19 protein-coding genes are annotated in these 19577 nt (G+C 71.6%); 11 read left to right on the plus strand and 8 right to left on the minus strand.

Features of this window, described 5'->3' with window-relative positions; genetic code table 11:
* Both efeU and AAFF41_RS15805 read left to right on the plus strand, forming a co-directional pair.
* Complete coding sequence (gene efeU / locus AAFF41_RS15800; RefSeq protein ID WP_319743619.1) at positions 1-876, plus strand: iron uptake transporter permease EfeU; 876 nt, start codon at positions 1-3, stop codon at positions 874-876.
* Positions 833-1846 (plus strand): SCO2278 family lipoprotein, encoded by a 1014-nt coding sequence (locus tag AAFF41_RS15805; protein ID WP_319743621.1) that lies wholly within the window; start codon positions 833-835, stop codon positions 1844-1846. The genes efeU and AAFF41_RS15805 overlap by 44 nt, the downstream gene beginning before the upstream one ends.
* 26 nt (positions 1847-1872) lie before the next feature.
* Here AAFF41_RS15805 and AAFF41_RS15810 read toward each other — a convergent pair whose 3' ends face one another.
* Together AAFF41_RS15810 and AAFF41_RS15815 are read right to left on the minus strand one after the other, a co-directional pair.
* Positions 1873-2613, minus strand: a complete 741-nt coding sequence (locus AAFF41_RS15810; protein ID WP_319743622.1) for a bifunctional DNA primase/polymerase — start codon at positions 2611-2613, stop codon at positions 1873-1875.
* Positions 2614-2797: 184 nt separating this feature from the next.
* Positions 2798-3469 carry a TetR/AcrR family transcriptional regulator gene (locus AAFF41_RS15815; protein ID WP_319743624.1) on the minus strand — a complete coding sequence of 224 codons (672 nt, stop codon included), beginning with the start codon at positions 3467-3469 and terminating at the stop codon, positions 2798-2800.
* 392 nt (positions 3470-3861) lie between these two features.
* Here AAFF41_RS15815 and ddaH point away from each other — a divergent pair, with 392 nt between their 5' ends.
* Entirely contained in the window at positions 3862-4644 is a 783-nt protein-coding gene (gene ddaH, locus AAFF41_RS15820; RefSeq protein WP_060896287.1) for a dimethylargininase, read from the plus strand.
* Here ddaH and AAFF41_RS15825 read toward each other — a convergent pair.
* From AAFF41_RS15825 to AAFF41_RS15835, 3 genes are all read right to left on the minus strand, one after another.
* The gene (locus AAFF41_RS15825; protein WP_319743626.1) at positions 4595-5674 is read right to left on the minus strand and encodes a small ribosomal subunit Rsm22 family protein; all 1080 of its coding nucleotides are present in this window, start codon (positions 5672-5674) and stop codon (positions 4595-4597) included. The genes ddaH and AAFF41_RS15825 overlap by 50 nt on opposite strands.
* A gap of 357 nt (positions 5675-6031) precedes the next feature.
* Entirely contained in the window at positions 6032-7141 is a 1110-nt protein-coding gene (locus tag AAFF41_RS15830; protein ID WP_425526128.1) for a serine hydrolase domain-containing protein, read from the minus strand.
* A 17-nt stretch (positions 7142-7158) separates the two neighbouring features.
* A complete protein-coding gene (locus AAFF41_RS15835; protein ID WP_343324097.1) occupies positions 7159-8523 on the minus strand; it encodes a multidrug effflux MFS transporter in 1365 nt (454 codons plus the stop codon).
* A gap of 110 nt (positions 8524-8633) precedes the next feature.
* Between AAFF41_RS15835 and AAFF41_RS15840 the strand changes: the two genes are divergently transcribed.
* A complete protein-coding gene (locus tag AAFF41_RS15840) occupies positions 8634-9641 on the plus strand; it encodes a Gfo/Idh/MocA family protein (protein WP_319743633.1) in 1008 nt (335 codons plus the stop codon).
* A gap of 102 nt (positions 9642-9743) precedes the next feature.
* Entirely contained in the window at positions 9744-10529 is a 786-nt protein-coding gene (locus AAFF41_RS15845) for an SDR family oxidoreductase (RefSeq protein WP_319743636.1), read from the plus strand.
* Positions 10530-10828: 299 nt separating this feature from the next.
* On the opposite strand, the gene AAFF41_RS15850 is transcribed toward AAFF41_RS15845, so the two are convergent.
* Positions 10829-12037 carry a D-alanyl-D-alanine carboxypeptidase family protein gene (locus AAFF41_RS15850; protein WP_343324098.1) on the minus strand — a complete coding sequence of 403 codons (1209 nt, stop codon included), beginning with the start codon at positions 12035-12037 and terminating at the stop codon, positions 10829-10831.
* 338 nt (positions 12038-12375) lie between these two features.
* Between AAFF41_RS15850 and AAFF41_RS15855 the strand changes: the two genes are divergently transcribed.
* Both AAFF41_RS15855 and AAFF41_RS15860 read left to right on the plus strand, forming a co-directional pair.
* Positions 12376-13833, plus strand: coding sequence for an ABC transporter permease (locus AAFF41_RS15855; protein WP_343324099.1), 1458 nt, complete (start codon positions 12376-12378; stop codon positions 13831-13833).
* Between the two features lie 106 nt (positions 13834-13939).
* Positions 13940-14653: an ABC transporter ATP-binding protein gene (locus AAFF41_RS15860; RefSeq protein ID WP_319743642.1), complete on the plus strand. Its 714-nt coding sequence runs from the start codon at positions 13940-13942 to the stop codon at positions 14651-14653.
* Between the two features lie 17 nt (positions 14654-14670).
* Here the strand turns inward: AAFF41_RS15860 and AAFF41_RS15865 are convergent, their stop codons facing one another.
* Both AAFF41_RS15865 and AAFF41_RS15870 read right to left on the minus strand, forming a co-directional pair.
* Entirely contained in the window at positions 14671-15663 is a 993-nt protein-coding gene (locus tag AAFF41_RS15865) for an aldo/keto reductase (RefSeq protein ID WP_319743644.1), read from the minus strand.
* Positions 15664-15721: 58 nt separating this feature from the next.
* The gene (locus tag AAFF41_RS15870; protein WP_054231034.1) at positions 15722-16048 is read right to left on the minus strand and encodes a nuclear transport factor 2 family protein; all 327 of its coding nucleotides are present in this window, start codon (positions 16046-16048) and stop codon (positions 15722-15724) included.
* A gap of 142 nt (positions 16049-16190) precedes the next feature.
* Here AAFF41_RS15870 and AAFF41_RS15875 point away from each other — a divergent pair, with 142 nt between their 5' ends.
* The 4 genes from AAFF41_RS15875 (at position 16191) to AAFF41_RS15890 (ending at position 19535) form a co-directional block, all read left to right on the plus strand.
* Complete coding sequence (locus tag AAFF41_RS15875) at positions 16191-16745, plus strand: DoxX family protein (protein ID WP_319743646.1); 555 nt, start codon at positions 16191-16193, stop codon at positions 16743-16745.
* Between the two features lie 81 nt (positions 16746-16826).
* On the plus strand, positions 16827-17159 hold the full coding sequence (locus AAFF41_RS15880) for a MazG-like family protein (protein WP_181651543.1): 333 nt from the start codon (positions 16827-16829) through the stop codon (positions 17157-17159).
* Positions 17160-17262: 103 nt separating this feature from the next.
* Positions 17263-18657 carry a hypothetical protein gene (locus tag AAFF41_RS15885; RefSeq protein ID WP_388405709.1) on the plus strand — a complete coding sequence of 465 codons (1395 nt, stop codon included), beginning with the start codon at positions 17263-17265 and terminating at the stop codon, positions 18655-18657.
* Between the two features lie 212 nt (positions 18658-18869).
* A complete protein-coding gene (locus tag AAFF41_RS15890) occupies positions 18870-19535 on the plus strand; it encodes a histidine phosphatase family protein (RefSeq protein WP_319743648.1) in 666 nt (221 codons plus the stop codon).
* Positions 19536-19577 lie beyond the last annotated feature (42 nt).

Consider the following 19577-nt stretch of genomic DNA (forward strand, 5'->3'; position numbering starts at 1 on the left):
GTGTTCGGCAACTATCTGATCGGCCTGCGCGAGGGGCTGGAAGCCAGCCTCGTCGTCTGCATCCTCATCGCCTACCTGGTGAAGACCGATCGCAAGGACGCCCTGAAGCCCATCTGGATGGGCATCGGCGTCGCGCTCGCGCTCGCGCTCGGCTTCGGCTGCGCGCTCGAGTTCGGCTCCCAGGAGCTGACGTTCGAGGCACAGGAGGCGCTCGGCGGTTCGCTGTCGATCGTCGCGGTCGGCCTGGTGACGTGGATGGTCTTCTGGATGCGGCGCACCGCCCGGCATCTGAAGTCCGAACTGCACGGCAGGCTGGACGCGGCGCTGGCGATGGGCACGGGCGCGCTGGTCGCGACCGCGTTCCTGGCCGTCGGCCGGGAGGGTCTGGAGACGGCGCTGTTCGTGTGGGCGTCGGTGCACGCGGCGAGCGACGGCACCCCGCGCCCGCTGATCGGTGTCGCCCTGGGCCTGGCCACCGCGGTCTTCCTCGGCTGGCTCTTCTACCGGGGCGCCCTGAAGATCAACCTCGCGAAGTTCTTCACCTGGACCGGCGGCATGCTGGTCGTGGTCGCGGCGGGTGTGCTCGCGTACGGCGTCCACGACCTGCAGGAGGCCGACTGGATCCCGGGGCTGCGGAATCTCGCCTTCGACATCAGTGGCACGATCCCGCCGGACAGCTGGTACGGCACGCTCCTCAAGGGCGTGTTGAACTTCCAGCCCGACCCGACGGTCCTTCAGGTCACGGTGTGGGCGCTGTACCTGGTCCCGACACTCGCGATCTTCCTCGCCCCGGTAGGGTTCGCCTCCGGGAAGGGGAAGGTGAAGGTACCTGATGAGCAGGGATCGCGCGGGTCGCAGCCCACGAAGGCTTCGTAGTCTCAACCGGTTCGCCCTGACAGCGGGGGCGGTGACCGTTCTGTCCTTGACGGCGAGCGGCTGCGTGGTGGTGCACGGGGAGCGGGAGGTCGTACCGACGGCGACCCGGACCGAGGCCGCGCGTGCGCTCAAGGACTTCACCGCCGCCTACAACAAGGCGGACAAGGCGAACGACAGCTCCCTGGACGCGGACCGCGTCACCGGCGCCCTGGGCGCCATCGACGGGGCGAAGCTGACGGCCGGGCAGAAGAACAATCCGGGCGGCAACCCGTCCTATTCGCCGCTGTCGCTGACCGACGCGAAGTTCTCGATACCGGCGAAGGCCGGCTGGCCGCGCTGGTTCGTGGCCGACGCCGCGGCCAACAAGGGCGTGGCGGGCTACCGTTGGCTGCTCGTCTTCACCCGGGGCAGCGCGAACGACGTGTGGCAGGCCTCGTACCTGACCGTCCTCGCCGCCACCGACGTACCGAAGTTCCAGCAGGACAAGGACGGTTGGGCGCAGCCCGTCACCGGGGACGACACGGCTCTCGCCGTCGAGCCGAACAAACTGAGCCAGTCGTACACCACGTATCTGAAGAGCGGCGGTGACACCTTCGCACCGGGCCTCCACACCTCGCAGTGGCGGACCCAGCGCGCCAAGAACGCCGTCAAGCCCGGTCTCGCCCGGCAATACATCGACGAGCCGCTGACCTCGGGCGACTACGCCCCGGTGGGGCTGCGCACCGCGGACGGCGGCGCGCTGGTCTTCTTCGTCACCCGCCGCTACGAGAAGCAGACCGCCGCGCAGGGCACCGAGATCCCGGCCCTCAGTGCGGACGTCAAGGCCCTGACCACCGGTGACATCAAGCAGTCCCTCACCCTGGAGTTCGTCTCCAACCAGGCGGTCCTGGACCCCGGGAAGAGCGCGCAGAAGCAACAGGTGGCGGTGCTGGGGCGGATCGAGGGGCTGACGGCGGCGAAGGGCGGCTAGCCGGGGGCTCGGCCGGTTCCGGTGGGCTAGTTGCGGTGGGGCCAGGCTGCCAGATGGTCGTCCGACTCGTTCTCGCCCACGTAACGGGCACAGGCGTCCGTCAGCGCCTCGAGCAGGCTCAGGGGGTCGGGGAGGGGGTGTTCCGGGCCCCGTACCCAGTCGACCGTCAGGCCACCGGGGAGCTGGGCCGGCGGCACCAGGACGTACGAGCCTCGACAGTGCCAGCGCAGACCGGGGTGCTCGTCCGTCGTCTCGGGGTGCGAGTCCAGCTCGCACGGCCACCACTCGTCCTCGTCCTCGGGCGTACCGCGGGTGAGTGTGAAGAAGAACATGCGGCCGTCGCCGCTCTGCGCGACGGGCCCCACCTCCACACCGGAGGCGAGCAGCCGCTCGAGCGCCTCGCGGCCCGCGTCCACGGGCACGTCGAGGACGTCGTGCACCATGCCGGTCGCGGTGATGAAGTTGGCCTGCGGCTGATGCCGGACCCACCGCTCGATCTGGGCGCGGTCGGTCGTCGACTGGGTCTGCCAGGCGAAGGAGACGGGATGGCGCGCGGGGGTGGGGCAGCCGACGCGGTCACAGGAACAGCGGTAGCCGGAGGGGTACGCGGCCTGCGCGAGCGGCAGCCCCGCGGCGGCAGCGGCGATCAGCAGGGCCTCGCGCCCGCCGTCGGCAGCGATCTCTGTCGCACCCTTCGGACGGCGACCACGCAGCCACTGGGAGATCCTGCCCTGCGCGCCGGAGCGGCGGCCGAACTCTGCGCTCATCAATCCCCTCGCCAAGCAGTTGTGCCGACAGCGGTCGTGTCGCGGCGTCCATGTCCATCACGTTCACGTGGTTCACGTTCACGTCGGTCAATCGTGCCGACGAACGCCTTCAACAACCTCTATGGTCCCACCCTCCCGCGCCCCGAATGGACAGAGCCCCCCATCCGGGGCGCTTTGGCATGATTCATCCCCGTGGAGCGAGGCCGTACAACGCGTAGTCGACGAGAGTGTCCGTATACGCGTACGAGATGGGGCCGGTGTGCTGGAGCCAGCGCTGCGCGAGCGGGGAGACGAAGAGTTCCAGGGCGATGCGGGGGTCGATGTCCGGGCGCAGGTCGCCCTTGTCCTGGGCGGACCGCAGCCGCTTCACGTAGAGCTGGAGCTGGGGTTCGAGGAGCTTGGTCACGAACTCGACGCCGAGTGCCTCGTTCACGACGCCCTCCGCGGCCAGGGCGCGCGAGGGGATCTCGAACGTGGGGTTCTGGAGTTCGTCGACGGTGGCGCGCAGGACCAGCTTGAGGTCGGCCGCGAGATCGCCGGTGTCCGGGATGACGTACTCCGCGCGCTCCCCCAGCACCTCCGACCGGTCCGCCGCCTCCGCCGCCTGGGCGCTCAGATCGATGAACGCCTCCAGCAGGACGTCCGCCTTCGACGACCACCACCGGTAGATCGTCTGCTTGCCGACGCCGGCGCGGGCGGCGATGCCCTCGATCGTGGTCTTGGGATAGCCGACCTCGCCGACGAGGGCGAGAGCGGCGTCGAAGATCGCACGCCGGGACTTCTCGCTGCGGCGGGTGGAGTCGGGGGTGGGTTTGGCAGGGGCGGGTTCGGCGGAGGGGCGGGGCGTGTGAGCCATGGGGCGAATCTAACAGGATGACAAGACGGGGCGTCTCGTGGCCGGCTGCGGACCGGTGGGGGCTGGTCGCGCGGTTCCCCGCGCCCCTCAAGGACGCCGGCGCGCATCTTTCAGCCCGTCCGGCGTGTGAGGACGAGGCCGTTCAGCCCGACAGGGGGTCTGGGGGCGTAGCCCCCAGGGATGACGGGGGTCCCCCCTGCTCGAGCGAAGTCGAGAGCTTGGGGGAGGGTTGGGGCGGCGGGGGCGGGAACCGTCGTGGCCCTGCGAAGTCCACCCGTTCGCCAGCGGGCCGACGGGCCCCGCGGACCGCACCATGGGCATCACCTGCCCCTGCGGTACGTGAGGAGCCCTCCTTGCAGCCTCCCCGCCGCGCCACACCCCGGCGCTATCTGATGTGCCCACCCGCACACTTCGACGTCACCTACGCCATCAACCCGTGGATGAACCCCGCCAAGCCGGTCGACGTGCCGCTCGCCGTCGCCCAGTGGGAGGACCTGCGCAGCCGTTACCTCGCGCTCGGCCACACGGTCGAGGAACTCACCCCGCGCCCCGGCCTGCCGGACATGGTCTTCGCCGCGAACGGGGCGACGGTCGTCGACGGTCGGGTGCTGGGCGCCCGGTTCGCGCACCGCGAGCGTGAACCGGAGGCGGCGGCCCACCTGGAGTGGTTCCGCGCACACGGCTTCCCGCACGTCCAGGAGCCGGTCCACGTCAACGAGGGCGAGGGCGACTTCGCGGTCACCGCCTCCTACGTACTCGCCGGCCGTGGCTTTCGCGCGAGCCCCCTCTCGCACGGCGAGGCCCAGGAGTTCTTCGCGCGACCGGTGATCGGGCTCGACCTGGTCGACCCCCGCTACTACCACCTCGACACCGCCCTCGCCGTCCTCGACGACACGACGGACGAGGTCATGTACTACCCGCCCGCCTTCTCCCCCGGTAGCCGGGAGGTACTGCGGCGACTGTTCCCCGACGCGCTGATCGCCGGTGCCGAGGACGCCGCCGCGTTCGGCCTCAACGCGGTCTCGGACGGCCTGCACGTGCTGCTGCCGCAGGCCGCCACGGGGCTCCTCGGTCCGCTGCGGGAACGTGGCTTCGAGCCCGTCGGCATCGACCTGAGCGAGCTTCTCAAGGGCGGCGGCAGCGTGAAGTGCTGCACACAGGAGCTGAGGTGTTGAGGAGCGGAGGTGCCGAGGAGCTGAGCCCCGGCTGCTGGTCCTCCGCGGGCGGCGGTGGCCAGGCGTCGCCCCAGTCCGCGTCGCGGGCCGCCCGGTACAGCGGCCCGTGACGCTTGGTCACCGTCTCGCGGTGCAGGGCCTCGTCGGGGCCGCACAGGTCCAGGAGTACCTGGCCCTTGCGGATCTGCGGCTTGCGTACGACGCGGGAGGGGGCCGGGGTCGGCGCGAGGCGGGTGGCGGCGACGTAGCTGAACTTCTCGTCCTCGTAGGGCAGGGAGCCGCCCTTGACCTGACGGTGCAGGGAGGAACGCGCGACCCGGGCGGAGAAGTGGCACCAGTCCTCGCCGGGGACGATCGGGCAGGCCGCGCTGTGCGGGCAGGGGGCGGCGACGTGGAACCCGGCGGTGATCAGACGGTCCCGCGCCTCGATGACGCGCGCGTAGCCGTCGGGCGTACCGGGCTCGATGATCACGACGGCCTGGGCGGCGGTCGCGGCGGCGGTCACGACGGAGGCGCGGTCGGCGTCGGTGAGCTCGCCGAGGACGTAGGAGACGGTGACGAGATCAGTGCTCTCGATGGTGAGCGCCGATCCGATACGAGAGCGGTGCCATTCGGCGGACTTCAGTTCCGGGTTCGCCGCGGCGATCTCGCGGCCCAGCGCGAGGGCGGGCTCGGCCCAGTCGAGGACGGTCACGGGGCGGGCGCCCGCCCAGGTCGCGTTCACCGCCCAGGTCGCGGCGCCCGTGCCGCCGCCGACGTCCACGTGGCTCGCCGGCGTCCACTGCGGGACCGCGTCCGCGAACGCCTCCAGCGCCGATCGCACCGCCTCGAACGTCGCCGGCATGCGGTAGGCGGCGTACGCGACCACGTCCGAGCGGTCGCGGAGGACCGGGGTGTGGGTGGGGGTCGTTCCCCGGTAGTTCGCGATCAGCCGGTCGACCGCCTGTGTGGCCGCCTTCGGCGGGAGGCCGTCGAGGAGTCCGGCGAGGGCGGTACGCAGGGTCTCGGCGGGAGGTACGGGGACGTTCACCCACCGATTCTACGGTCGCCGCGCCGGCTTCCTCGCCCCCGCCGCCCCTACCCGTCCCCTCCCCACATGGGGGCTCCGCCCCCAAACCCCCGATCGGCCTGAACGGCCTCGTCCTCACACGCCGGACGGGCTGAAGATGCGGGCCGGGGTGGGTGGGGTGCGGCCCCCGACCTCGCCCTGCAACGCCGGACGACCCAGGGCTTTCAGGAACGCGGGGAACTGCGCGACCAGCCCCCACCGGGCCGCAGCCGAAGAACCCCGCGCGTCCGGGGATCCGGGGCCCAGCCCCGATCCCGTAGGGGCGCGGGGAACTGCGCGACCAGCCACGACGCACCCGCAGGCGAACAGAACCCCCGCTCACGCACCCCGTACCGCCCGCGCGAGCCGCGTCGCCGCCTCTGCCCGGGGCGCGCTGTCCGGAGGGCGTCGGCGGGGATGCACGGTGTTCGCGAGGAGCACCAGGAACGTGTCCGTCGCGGGGGCCAGTACAAGGGACGTACCGGTGAAACCGGTGTGCCCCGCGGCGCCCCGCCCGGCCAGCGCACCCATGAACCAGGGCTGGTCGACGGCGAAGCCGAGGCCCGGCGGGGCGAGCATCAGCTCGACGAAGTCGGGGCCGAGGATGCGGGCGGGGCCGTAGGAGCCGCCCGCGAGGAGGGTCCGGCAGAAGATCGCGAGGTCGTGGGCCGTGGAGAAGAGGCCCGCGTGCCCGGCCACCCCACCGAGCGCCCACGCGTTCTCGTCGTGCACGACCCCCCGCAGCATCCCCCGGTCCACCTTGCCCCACGGCCGCCGCTGGTCCTCGGTCGCCGCCGCCCCCTCGCACGGCCCGAAGGACGTGGCGGTCATCCCGAGCGGCCGGGTGATCCCGTCGCGGACGAGGACGTCGAGCGTGCGGCCGGTGACGCGTTCCAGGACGTGTTGGAGGAGGATCAGGTTCAGGTCGGAGTAGACGTACTCCCCCGGCCGGGACGAGGGGGCCTCGGCCCGCAGCAGGGCGAGGCGCGCCGCGTCGTCCGGGCAGTCGTACAGCGGGAGTTCGGGGCGCAGCCCGGAGGTGTGCGTGAGCAGCTGTCGTACGGTGATGTCGTGGGCGCAGGCCGCGCGGAACTCCGGCAGATAGGCCCCCACCCGCGCGTCGATCCCCAACGTGCCCCGCTCCAGCTGCTGCACCGCGGCGACCGCCGTGAACAGCTTGGTGAGGGAGGCCAGGTCGAAGGGGGTGTGGACGGTCATCGGCCGCCGGTCCCCGGGCGGCAGTTCGACCCCGGCGTCGGTCTTCTCGTCGTACGAGGAGTAGCGCACGGCCCAGCCCGCCGCCTCCTCGACGGCGATGACCGGGCCGCGGCCCGCGACCAGCACGACGCCCGCCGCCCAGGGGCGCGGCCCACGGGTGAGGATGCGGACGTCCCGTACGAGGTGGCGCAGTTCCGTCGGGTCGAGTCCGGCCCGTTCCGGGGTGTCCACGCGCAGTCTCGGTGCGCTCAGCTGCCCGCCGCCTTTCCGTCCACGGTGTGTCCCGTCTGCCAGGGACGGCACAGTCCCACGAAGAAGACGATGGCCACCAGTACCGCCGCCAGTTGGACGACGGCCATCGGGACCGCGGTGTGCTCCCCGGCGATGCCGACGAGCGGGGAGGCGATCGCGCCGATGAGGAAGGAGGAGGTGCCGAGCAGTGCGGACGCGGAACCGGCCGCGTGCCGTACCCGCATCAGGGCCAGCGCCTGGGTGTTGGGCATGGCGAGGCCCATGGCGGACATGAGGACGAAGAGGGCCGCGGCCACCGGGACGAGGCCTGCCTCGCCGAAGACTCCGGTGGAGAGCAGGAGCAGCGCCGTCGCGGCGAGGGCGATGAGGGCGAGGCCGACGGCGAGGACCTTGTCGAGGCTGACCCGGCCGACGAGGATCTTGCCGTTGATCTGGCCGACGATCACCAGGCCGACGGAGTTGATCCCGAAGAGCAGGCTGAAGGTCTGCGGGGACGCGCCGTAGATCTCCTGGATCACGAAAGGAGAGGCGCTGATGTATGCGAACAGTGCCGCGAAGGCGAAGCCGCCCGCCAGCGTGTAGCCGGTGAAGACGCGGTCGGCGAGCAGTCCGCGCATGGCGCGCAGCGCCGCACCGACGCCGCCGCCGTGGCGCTGCGCGGGCTCGAGGGTCTCGGGGAGCCTGGTCCAGACGAGCGCGGTGAGTGCGATGCCGACCGCCGTGAGGAGGACGAACACGCCCCGCCAGTCGGTGGCGCGCAGGATCTGGCCGCCGATGAGGGGCGCGACGACGGGGGCGACGCCGGAGATCAGCATGAGGGTGGAGAAGAAGCGGGCCATCGCCATGCCGTCGTACAGGTCGCGTACGACGGCTCGCGCGATCACGATGCCGGCCGCGCCCGCGAGGCCCTGCGCGAGGCGGAAGGCGACGAGGAGTTCGACGTTCGGGGCGAGGGCGCACAGGGCGGTGGCGAGGACGTAGACGACGAGGCCGACGAGGAGCGGGCGTCTGCGGCCCCATTTGTCGCTCATCGGTCCGACGACGAGCTGGCCGAGCGCCATCCCGGCGAGGCAGGCGGTCAGCGTGAGCTGGACGGTGGCAGCGGGGGCGTGCAGTGCGCGGGTGACCTCCGGCAGGGCCGGGAGGTACATGTCCATCGACAGCGGGGGCGTGGCGGTGAGTCCGCCGAGGATCAGGGTGACGAGGAGTCCGGTGCGGCGCAGGGCACCGCGGTCCGGCGCTTCGGGCGTCGCCGGTGCGTCGGGGGTCGCCGGTCCGTCGGCCACCGCCGTGTTCGGTATGTGCCCCTCCGGGGCCTCCGGGCCCTTCGGGTCCCGCCTGGTGTGCCCGCGCTCGGGCATGAGCCCCTCCCTCTTCGAGTAATCCGCCACCTATGCTCTCAGTTCGAACGGAGTGTTCGGGGTCACAGAACGTCAAGTGGCTGAGCGAGTGGCAGAGCGAAGGGCCGGGAATGACGGGCGTGGGCGAGCGGGTGCGGTGGGGGATTCTGGCGACCGGCGGGATCGCGGCGGCCTTCACGGCGGATCTGGTGGACATGCCGGACGCCGAGGTCGTGGCCGTGGCCTCGCGGACCGACGCCTCGGCGAAGGCGTTCGCCGAGCGGTTCGGGATACCGAGGGCGTACGGGGACTGGGCCTCGCTCGCTGCGGACGAGGACGTCGACGTCGTGTACGTCGCCACTCCGCACTCGGCGCACCGGGCCGCCGCCGGGATGTGTCTGGAGGCGGGGCGCCATGTGCTGTGCGAGAAGGCGTTCACACTGAACCTGCGCGAGGCGGAGGAACTGGTCGCGCTCGCCAAGGAGCACGACCGCTTCCTGATGGAGGCCATGTGGATGTACTGCAATCCGCTGGTCCGGCGGCTCAAGGGCCTCGTCGACGACGGCGTGATCGGTGAAGTCCGCACGATTCAGGCCGACTTCGGGATCAATGGCCCGTTCCCGCCGTCGCACCGGCTGCGGGACCCCGCCCAGGGCGGTGGCGCGCTGCTGGATCTCGGCGTCTATCCGGTGTCGTTCGCGCAGTTGTTGCTGGGGGAGCCCTCGGGCGTCACCGCGAGAGCGGTGCTCTCCGACGAGGGCGTCGATCTCCAGACCGGAGCACTGCTCACCTGGGAGAGCGGCGCTCTCGCTTCGGTGCACTGCTCCGTCAACGGGGGCACCCCCGTCTCCGCCTCCGTCACCGGCTCCCAGGGCCGCATCGACATCCCGGGCGGTTTCTTCTTCCCGGACCGGCTCGTGCTGCACCGCGACGGCCGCGACCCCGAGGAGTTCACGGCCGACCCGGCGCACGGCCCGCGCACCAGCCTCAGGCACGAGGCCGCCGAGGTGATGCGCGCCCTGCGGGCCGGCGAGAAGGAGTCACAGCTCGTCCCCCTGGACGGCAGCCTCGCCGTGATGCGGACGCTCGACACGATCCGCACCCAGATCGGCGTCCGCTACCCCGGAGAGACCGACTAGGACGGTCCCACCAGGACGGTCCCACCAAAACAATCGCACCAGGACGGTCCGACCAGGACGCCGACACCGCACGGCAGCCCCTCCCGATTACGCTGCGGGCCCATGAATGCCCTCAACGACTCGAACGCCCTGCCCGCCTCGCAGGCGAAGATCGCGGTGGTGACCGGCGCGGGCTCCGGCATCGGCCGTGCGGTGGCCGTCGAACTGCTGCGCACCGGCTGGTCGGTGGCGCTCGCCGGACGCAAGACGGAGACGCTGGAGGAGACGGCCGCCCTCGTCCTTGAGGCGCCCTCCCTCGTCGTACGCACCGACGTCTCGCGCCCCGACGACGTGGCGGCTCTGTTCGACGCCGCGCGCGAGCGCTTCGGGCGGCTGGACCTGCTCTTCAACAACGCGGGGACGTTCGGACCCGGCGGTGTCCCGGTCGAGGAACTGCCGTACGAGGCATGGCTGCACGTCGTGAACACGAACCTCAACGGCGCGTTCCTGTGCGCGCAGGCCGCTTATCGGCAGATGAAGGAGCAGGACCCGCAGGGCGGCCGGATCATCAACAATGGCTCGATCTCGGCGCACACGCCCCGCCCACGGTCGGTGGCGTACACGGCGACCAAGCACGCGCTGACGGGGCTGACCAAGTCGCTGTCCCTGGACGGGCGTCCGTACCGGATCGCCTGCGGTCAGATCGACATCGGCAACGCGGCGACCGACATGACCGAGCGCATGCGGACGGGAGCGTTGCAGGCGAACGGGGAAACGGCGGTCGAGCCGGTGATGGACGTGGCGGACGTGGCACGCACGGTGCGGCACATGGCCGAGCTGCCGTTGGAGGCGAATGTGCAGTTCGCGACGGTACTGGCCACCGCGATGCCGTATGTCGGGCGCGGTTGACGGGCCCCGGACAGCTCGTCGACGGCTCGTCAACGGCTCGTCAACGGCTCAACCTACACAAACGGAAGCTGAACCTCCGTACCGTTCGGGCCGGTGGCAGGCTTATGCTCGTGCCTTCTCCACCAGAGCTTCACACTTGGAGTGGAGGACTTCGGTACGACCACGGTCCACACCGAGGGGGGTGGTGGCAGCCGTTCCGCGGCCTGGGTGGGGGGCGGACCTCGCGCGGGACCGCGAGGTGAGCTCCGAGCCTCGGAACGGCTGTCCCAATGACGGCCGCCCCCCAGCGGCCACCGCGGTCAGCCCTGCTGACCGTCCTGACCGTCCTGGCGTCCCTCGGGGGCCTCGTCCCCCACCACACGCCGCCGCCTGCGCCACGCGTACGCCCCGCCCGCGAGCAGCGCGACCGCTCCCCCGGCCCCGCCGACCAGCCCCCACGACGACGAGCCGCCGTCGCCCGCGGCCGTCGCGGGAGCTCCGGCCGCCGCCGTCGCCGCCTTCCGGGTGGGGGCCGCGGAGGCGCCGCCCTCGCTGAGCGGATCGACGAGGGCGCCCACGGGCTGGGCCTTCGCGCCCTCCTTGAACCCCCAGTCGAGCAGCGCGGCCGTCTCCTCGTAGACGCCGCTGCCGCCGCTCTTGGGGTGCATCACGGTGACGAGGAGGGTCCGCCCGCCACGGGTCGCGGCGCCGGTGAAGGTGTTGCCGGCGTTGCTGGTGTAGCCGTTCTTCACGCCGATGAGTCCGTCGTACGTCGGCACACCCCACGCGCCCGTCAGCAGGCGGTCGGTGTTCTGGATCTGGAAGGTCTTCTTGCCGCCCGCCGGGAAGTTCGCGGTCTTCGTGTGGCAGTAGGCGCGGAAGTCGGCGTCGGCGAGGCCGTGGCGGGCGAAGAGCGTCAGGTCGTACGCGGACGACACCTGCCCCTTGTGGTCGAAGCCGTCGGGGCTGACCACATGGGTGTCCAGGGCCTGCAGGTCCTGGGCCTTGGCCTGCATCTGGGCGACCGTCCTGGCGACACCCCCGTTCATGTGGCTGAGGACGTGCACCGCGTCGTTGCCGGAGCGCAGGAAGACGCCGAGCCACAACTGCTCGACGGTGTAGGTGATGCCGGGCTTGACGCCGACCATGCTCGAGCCCGCGGGGATGTCGGCGAGGTCGGCGTCGGTCACCCGGTGCCGCTCGGTCCGCTCGAAGTTCTTCAGCACGGTGTCCGCGAAGAGCATCTTCAGCGTGGAGGCGGGCGCCAGGTGCGTGTGCGCGTGGTACGAGGCGAGCACCTCGCCGCTCTGGTGGTCGGCGACGAGCCAGGAGCGGGCGGTGAGCCGCTTCGGCAGTCCCGCGGCACCGCGCACCTGGACGCCGGCGCGAGCGAGCCGCTCACCGCCGATCACGGGCGTGGCGGCCGACGCCGGGGAGGCCGCGGCCAGCGGGAGCGCCGCGACGAGGCCGAGGGCGGCACGGCGGGACAGCCGAGCGGCACGCGGAGGGACGGGAGAGGAATCACGCATCCCGGGACCGTACAAAAGAAGTTCGCGGGTCCGTACGCCGGGGTCTCGAAGTCGCCACGCGTCGGGCCCCCGAAGAAAGGGCACAGCGCACCCAAAGGCAGGGCGAAGGAACACCCCCCGCCCGTACGTCCGGCCGACTCCTGCCCTCAGCACCCCACCCCACAGGGGTTTCCTGGCAACAGCCCCTCCGGACCTCAGGAATCAGCTGTCTTACGGAATATTGATTCCGGACCCTACTTTCTCAGCTCTCACCCATCTCTTACTCAGCCCCGCTCAAAGGTTTCTCCATAGCTTGTGGCCGCGCCCACAGCGGGCGCCAAGAACCTTTGGGGAACGGGATGTTTGGCATCTATCTCAAGCGTGAGCTGAGCCGGCGCAAGAAAGCGGCCCTGGTGATCGCCATGGGTCTGGCGCTCGGTATCGCGCTGGTCATCACCGTCAACTCGGTGTCGGCCGGCATGCAGCAGGCTCAGGACAAGGTCCTGAAGTCGCTGTACGGGCTCGGCACCGACATGACGGTGACCAAGGCCCAGGCGGCGCCTTCGGGCACCTCGTCCGGCAGACCGAAGTTCGACTTCAACGCCAAGTCGAGCAGCTCCACCAAGCAGAGTTCGGACCGCGTGATGACGCAGGGCGGACAGTCCCTGGCCTCCTCCCTGGTCACCAAGGTCTCCACGCAGAAAGGCGTGGCGAGCGCGGTGGGCGCGCTGAGCCTGAACGTCACCAAGGTCGACGGCTCCTTCACCCAGGGCACCGCGAAGTCCTCGACGTCCGGCGGCTCCTCCCGGCAGGGCGGCCCCGGCGGCAGCAGCACGGGAGCGCCCCAGGTGCAGGGCGGCGGCGCCTCCTTCGACGTGAACTCGTACTCCGTCGCAGGCGTCGACGTCACCGACCAGGGCCTCGGCCCGCTCGCCACCTCGAAGATCACCTCGGGCAAGACCTTCACGGCGACGCAGACCGATGCGAAGGTCGCGGTGGTCAGCAAGTCGTACGCCAAGGAGAACAAGTACACGGTCGGCAAGACCTTCAAGATCTCCGGCACCAAGTACACGGTCATCGGGATCGCGACGCCGGACAGCAGTGAATCGACGACCGACGTCTACCTGCCGCTGAAGCAGGCGCAGACGCTGGGCGACGCGAAGAACAAGGTCACCACGATCTACGTCAAGGCGACCGACTCCAAGCAGATCACCACGGTCAAGGCGACCATCCAGAAGAACATCTCGGGTACGACGGTCACCACCTCCGCCGACCTCGCCTCCACCGTCTCCGGCTCCCTGTCGACCGCCTCGAACCTGGCGACCAGCGTCGGCAAGTGGCTGTCCATCGCGGTGCTCGTGGCCGCGTTCCTGGTGGCGGCGCTGCTGACCTCCTCCGCCGTGTCCCGCCGGGTGCGTGAGTTCGGCACCCTCAAGGCGCTCGGCTGGCCCTCCCGCAAGGTCACCCGGCAGGTCGTCGGCGAGTCCATCGTGAACGGTCTGATCGGCGGCGCGCTCGGCATCGCCATCGGCCTCGGCGCGGCGTACGCGGTGACGGCGATCAGCCCGAAGCTGACCGCGGAGCTTGGCAACACCGGTGGTGGCGGTGGCGGAATGGGCGGTGGCCCCGGCGGTGGCGGTCCCGGGCAGCAGGCGGTCAAGAACACGATGGAGATCGCGCTCTCCGCGCCGGTCTCGGTGACCACCATCGCGCTCGCCGCGGGCCTGGCCATCGCGGGCGGTCTGATCGCCGGTGCGATGGGCGGCTGGCGCGCCTCGCGGATGCGCCCGGCGGACGCGCTGCGCAGCGTCGCCTAGCCCCTTCGGGCGATCCCGTCCGCGCCCTGCCCCTTCCCCTCCTCCTCTCTCCCCTCCTCCTCTCTCCCCTCCCACTTCAACGCCTGCTTCATCTTCGGAGAACCTCATGTACAAGCTCACCGGCGTCACCAAGCGCTACACACGGGGCAAGGACACGGTGGAGGCGCTGCGTGGCATCGACCTCACCATCGAGGACGGCGACCAGCTCGTCATCCAGGGCCCCACGGGCGGCGGCAAGTCCACCCTGCTCCAGATGATCGGCGGCCTGGACCGTCCCTCCGCCGGCAGCGTCGAGCTGGACGGCGTCGACCTCGCCTCCATCAGCGAGGCCAAGCTGACCCGGCTGCGCGCCGAGAAGATCGGCATCATCTTCCAGTCCTTCAACCTCATCCCGACGCTGACCGCGCAGGAGAACGTCGAGACCGCGCTCGTACCGCTCGGGGTGAAGCCCGCGGAGCGGCGCGAGCGGGCCGCCGAGGCGCTGCGTTCCGTCGGTCTCGGCGAGCGGCTGACGCATGCGCCGTCCGAGCTGTCGGGCGGCCAGCAGCAGCGTGTCGCCATCGCCCGCGCGCTGGTCAAGAAGCCGAAGGTGCTCCTCGCGGACGAGCCGACCGGCAACCTCGACGAGGGCACCCGCGACGACATCATGGGTCTGCTGGAAGGGCTGTGGCACGAGTACGGGCTGACCTTCATCATGGTCACCCACGACTCGTCGATCGCCCGCCGGGCGCCGCGCCTCGCGACCATCGAGGCCGGGCAGATCACACTGACCGAGCAGGGGGGCCGACGCCCCCTGGCCCAGCAGTACGTCCAGCAGTAGACGCGGCCCGGGGCCGCTCACCGTCCCAGCACGCGGTCGGCCTCGGCCAACTGCGCGGCGGTGAGCGGCCCTCGCGCGATCGCGCCGGCGTTCTCCTCGGCCTGGGCGACCGAGCGGAAGCCGGGGATCGGGACGGTGCGCGGGCTGCGGGCCCACAGCCAGGCGAGGGCGCCCTGCGCGAGGGTACGGCCGCCGCTGGTGAGGATGTCCCGGAGGGCGTCGACCCGGGCGAGCCAGTCCGGGTCGGCGCCGCTGTCGCGCCGGAAGCCGGGCAGCCAGGCGGGCGGCGCGCTGCGGATGTCCCCGGCCTCCAGCGCCCGCCCGGCGCTCCGCCCGCCGGTGAGCAGCCCCATGGCGAGCGGGCTGCGGTTGATGCTCGCGAGGTTCGACTCCTCGCAGAGCGCGAGGAGTTCCGGCGCGTCCTGGAGGACGTTGAGACGGTGCTGTACGGCCGCGCAGTGCGGGCCCCGCGCGAACACGGCGGCCCGCGCCGGGTCGTCGGTGCTCCAGGCGTACGAGCGGATCAGCCCCTCCCGAACCAACTCCTCGCAGGTGTCGCGGAGTTGGGCGGCCCGCTCCGGGTCGGCGTCGGAGAGGTGCAGCTGGTAGAGGTCGACATGGTCGGTGTCGAGGCGCCGCAGTGAGGCGGTCAGCGCACGGCGGACGTACGCGGGGGAGTCGTCGGAGCCGGTGCACAGGCGGCGGTCCTCGTCGATGACGTTGCCCCACTTGGTGGCGACGACCACGTCCGCGCGCCGCTTGCCCAGTGCCCGCGCGAGGACGCGTTCGCTGTGCCCCGTCCCGTACGCGTCCGCCGTGTCGAAGAACGTCACGCCGAGGTCGAGGGCCCGCCGGACGGCTCGTACGGACTCCTCGTCGTCGACCTTGCCCCAGCCGAGCGGCTGCCCGCCGGGCGTCGCCCACTCGCCTCCGATGGCCCAGCAGCCGAAGCCGAGGGCGCTCACCTCGATACCGGTCCGTCCCAGCGTCCTGTTCCCGATGCTCTCCATGCCCCTGGACGCTAGGAGTTGGAGCGCACACGAAGGCAAGACCCCCGGACGGTTCCGGCTACGCCTGGCCGGTCTCGAAGCGGATGATCCTGCCGCCGTCGTCGACGGTGAAGCTCCACCTCGTCTTCATCTCGCCCCAAGTGTCGTTGCTGTAGCGGGCGATGAGGGCACGGCCGCCGTTCGACTCGTTGTCGACCTCCATGTGGCCGCGGGAGGAGAAGATCTCCCGATCGGTCCAGTCGGCCAGGTCGCGGTCGGCACCGTCGTCGGACATGGTCGCGTCGGGTGCGAGGACGGCCTCGAAGGCGGCACGGTCATGGGCGTTCACAGCGGTGACGAAGGCCCGGACGGCCGGGTCGCTGAGTTTCGCTACCTGAATCGTCATGGGAGTCACCTTCACACCGGTCCCGGACGCCCGCCACCCGAACGACACCCCGAACACGTCGGTCACGCGTGATCGGTGCGACAGTGGAGACACGGGAGGGACCGTTCACCGTTGCCGCCGGCCGTCTGCTCTGGGAGCCACCGTGACCTGTTACGACCGAAGTGATCTGGGACTGCTGTTGCTCCGTCTGGGCACGGGCGGAGTGCTGGCCGCGCACGGGGCGCAGAAGCTGTTCGGCTGGTTCGGCGGGGGCGGTCTGGAGGGGACCGGGACCGCCATGGAGGCCATGGGCTACCTGCCCGGGAAGGCGAGCGCGACGGCGGCGGGGCTGGCCGAGGCCGGCGGGGGCACCCTGCTGGCGCTGGGCCTCGCGACCCCCGCGGCGGGCGCGGCGGCGGCCGGGGCGATGGTGGGCGCGGCCGCGGTCCATCTGCCCAACGGGTTCTTCGCGATGAACGGCGGCTACGAGCACGCGGCGTCGCTGGCCCTGACGGCGGCGGGCCTCGCGGTGGCGGGCCCCGGCCGCCTCTCGCTGGACCACGCCCTCGGCCACGCCGTGAACCGCGGCTGGATGGTCCCCGTGGCGCTCGGCGTGACGGCGGCGGCCACGCTGGCCGTGGTGGGCGCCCGGAACAAGAGGGTGCGCGAGACTGCCGAGGGCAAGCAGGAGGCCCTGTTCGAAGAGTTCGAGGAGTAGGCGCATGAGGGGGTGGGCGTGGGCGTACCCGTGGCCGTCCAGATGGCGTGGGACCCGCGGCCGGTGCGGGAAGCTTGCCCCATGGCTGATGACGACGTCTGGGAATCCATCGACCGTCTGTGCACCTGGCTGGACGCCCACCGCACGCACGGCGGTCAGGAGGGCCTGCTGCTGCGCATCCTGAAACTGTCGGAGGAGGTCGGCGAGGTCGCCGAGGCGGTGATCGGCGCGACCGGCCAGAACCCGCGCAAGGGCGCCAGTCACACCTGGGACGACGTGCGGTCCGAGCTCTGCGACGTCGTCATCACGGCCCTGGTCGCCCTGCGCACGCTGACGCCGGACGCGCGCGAGGTCTTCATGGACCGTCTGGCGGGCGTCACGCAGCGCTCGCTCGGGGCGGATCCAACTCCGTGAGCCGCGCCCGCACTTGTTCACCCCGTGGACGGGTGCGGGCCGTCGGCAGTTGGTGGGGACGGCCGAGCCTTCTCGTCGACATCACGCCGACGAAAGGGTCCCCGTGCAGGACTACCTTCTCCCCCGTGGCCGCAGGACGCTCGCCGTTGCCAGTGGGGCGCTCGCGCTCGCCGTCACGGGGCTGGGAAGCCAGGCCGGAGCGGCGAGTCACGGGACGCCGACACTGTCGCTGTCGGCGGCCTATCTGTCCGGCGCGGTGGGGGCGAGCGGGGATCCGGTCGTGAAGGTGACGGTCGCGCAGAGCGGCGCGGACGCCGGTGCGCTCACGGTCACGGTGACCAAGAACAGCAAGACCTCCGTCGCGACCACCGCCGACGTCACGGTCACCGGCACCGGCGCCACCCGCCAGGTCGCCATCGCCGCGCGCGGCCGGGGCTACACCGACCTGACCGTGAAGGTCACCGGCGTGGACGGCGACACCGCCACCAAGACCCTGCACTACGCCGCCTCGGCCGCCGTCCAACAGGCCGCGGACAGCAGGTACTTCACGGGTTCCAGCGACGCCTCCGCCGCCGTGGACGTCGGGGGCGGCTATGCGGTGGTGGCGGACGACGAGTCCAACACCCTTCGCCTGTACGACCGTTCGGCCTCGGGCGCGCCCATGAAGACCTGGGACTTCAGCTCGAACATCGGTGTCTCGAAGGAGATCGACATCGAGGGCGCCACGCGCGTCGGCGACACGATCTACTGGACGGGCTCGCTGGGCAACAACAAGGACGGCGAGTACAAGTCCGCCCGCAACACCGTCTTCACCACCAAGGTCAGCGGTTCGGGCGCGGCGACCGTGCTGTCGTACGGCGGCTCGTACGGGAAGCTCCGCGACGACCTCGTCGCCTGGGACGTGGCCCACGGCGACCGTTACGGCTTCGCGGCGGGCACCGCCGACGGCCAGGTCCCCCAGCAGATCGACGGGTTCAACGTGGAGGGGCTGGAGTTCGCGCCCGGGTCGACGACGACCGCGTACCTCGGCTTCCGCGCGCCGCTCGCCCCGGCGGTCGCCGGCGGCAAGGCGCTCCTCGTGCCCGTCACGAACATGGACAAGGTGGTCGGCAGCGGCGCCACGGCCGTCTTCGGGACGCCGATCGAGCTGGACCTCGGCGGCCTCTCCGTGCGCGACCTGCGCAAGAACGCCGCGAACCAGTACCTGATCGTCGCGGGCTCCTGGGCCGCCGACGACAACTCCGACCCGTACGCCCTCTACTCCTGGGACGGCGACCCGGCGCACGCCCCGGTCAAGCGGGGCGACCTGCCCACCTCGGACCCGGGCGGCTGGGAGTCGGTCGTCGACGTCCCGGACCTCACCGTTCCCGGCGCCCGCGCCCAGCTGATCACCGACGACGGCTCCGCCGACCTGTACGGCGACGGCACGGAGGCCAAGGACCTCACCCACCCCGAGTGGAAGAAGTCCCGGGCGACCTGGTTCACGATCGGCGGCTGAGGCACGGGGCGGGCGGCCGGGGCACGGGGCTGCTCCGGCCTGGGGGCTGCTCTTCCCTGCGGGGCGACTCTGCTCCGCAGGGCGACTCTGCCCCGCAGGGCGACTCTGCCCCGCAGGGCGACTCTGCCCCGCAGGGCGGCCCCACCCGCCAGGGCCGCCGCGTCCGCCCGGGTCGCCGCATCCGTCGTAGCGCCGTCTGAGAAGGTGACCGTATGCGCCTGATCCTCATCCGCCACGGCCAGACCCCGTCCAACGTGGCCTTCCTCCTGGACACCGCCGTCCCCGGCCCGGGTCTGACCGACCTCGGTGAGAAGCAGGCCGCCGCGCTGCCCCATACGCTCGCGGACGTGGACATCGACCTGCTGTACGTCTCCACGCTGACCCGTACCCAGCTGACGGCCGCCCCGCTGGCGGCCGCCCGCGGGCTCGAGGTGGTCGTACGCGACGGCATCCGTGAGCTGGAGGCCGGGGACCTGGAGATGATGCGCGGCGACACCGAGGCGGCCAGGACGTACTTCACGACGGCGTTCGCCTGGGTGGCCGGGGACACCGCGCTGCGGATGCCGGGCGGCGAGAACGGCATCGAGGCGCTGGGCCGCTTCGACGCAGTGGTCGCTGAGGCCGCGGCGACCGGCGTGGGCAGTGTCGCCATGGTCAGCCACGGCGCCGCGATACGGGTGTGGACGGCGGCTCGGGCGCACAACGTCGACATGTCCTTCGCGACCGAACACCGGCTGGACAACACCGACATCGTGATCCTGGAAGGCTCCCCCGAGGAGGGCTGGACGGCGCTGTCCTGGGCGGGCACGGACATCGGCGGCGCGGCGCACGCGCGGGAGAGCGGCCCTGCGGGACAGCCGCTGGACCCGACCACGTAGACGTCCGCCGGTCCCCGCGGGTACGGGATCCGTCGCCCCACG

Origin of the sequence: Streptomyces mirabilis, from assembly GCF_039503195.1 — a bacterium.
GTDB classification, from domain to species: Bacteria; Actinomycetota; Actinomycetes; order Streptomycetales; family Streptomycetaceae; genus Streptomyces; species Streptomyces mirabilis_D.

Bases quoted from the DNA above. Each gene is read 5' to 3' on its own strand.
- AAFF41_RS15805 (WP_319743621.1), top strand. From the start codon at position 833: ATGAGCAGGGATCGCGCGGGTCGCAGCCCACGAAGGCTTCGTAGTCTC.
- AAFF41_RS15810 (WP_319743622.1), bottom strand. From the start codon at position 2,613: ATGAGCGCAGAGTTCGGCCGCCGCTCCGGCGCGCAGGGCAGGATCTCC.
- AAFF41_RS15815 (WP_319743624.1), bottom strand. From the start codon at position 3,469: ATGGCTCACACGCCCCGCCCCTCCGCCGAACCCGCCCCTGCCAAACCC.
- ddaH (WP_060896287.1), top strand. From the start codon at position 3,862: ATGTGCCCACCCGCACACTTCGACGTCACCTACGCCATCAACCCGTGG.
- AAFF41_RS15835 (WP_343324097.1), bottom strand. From the start codon at position 8,523: ATGCCCGAGCGCGGGCACACCAGGCGGGACCCGAAGGGCCCGGAGGCC.
- AAFF41_RS15840 (WP_319743633.1), top strand. From the start codon at position 8,634: ATGACGGGCGTGGGCGAGCGGGTGCGGTGGGGGATTCTGGCGACCGGC.
- AAFF41_RS15845 (WP_319743636.1), top strand. From the start codon at position 9,744: ATGAATGCCCTCAACGACTCGAACGCCCTGCCCGCCTCGCAGGCGAAG.
- AAFF41_RS15850 (WP_343324098.1), bottom strand. From the start codon at position 12,037: ATGCGTGATTCCTCTCCCGTCCCTCCGCGTGCCGCTCGGCTGTCCCGC.
- AAFF41_RS15855 (WP_343324099.1), top strand. From the start codon at position 12,376: ATGTTTGGCATCTATCTCAAGCGTGAGCTGAGCCGGCGCAAGAAAGCG.
- AAFF41_RS15860 (WP_319743642.1), top strand. From the start codon at position 13,940: ATGTACAAGCTCACCGGCGTCACCAAGCGCTACACACGGGGCAAGGAC.
- AAFF41_RS15865 (WP_319743644.1), bottom strand. From the start codon at position 15,663: ATGGAGAGCATCGGGAACAGGACGCTGGGACGGACCGGTATCGAGGTG.
- AAFF41_RS15870 (WP_054231034.1), bottom strand. From the start codon at position 16,048: ATGACGATTCAGGTAGCGAAACTCAGCGACCCGGCCGTCCGGGCCTTC.
- AAFF41_RS15880 (WP_181651543.1), top strand. From the start codon at position 16,827: ATGGCTGATGACGACGTCTGGGAATCCATCGACCGTCTGTGCACCTGG.
- AAFF41_RS15890 (WP_319743648.1), top strand. From the start codon at position 18,870: ATGCGCCTGATCCTCATCCGCCACGGCCAGACCCCGTCCAACGTGGCC.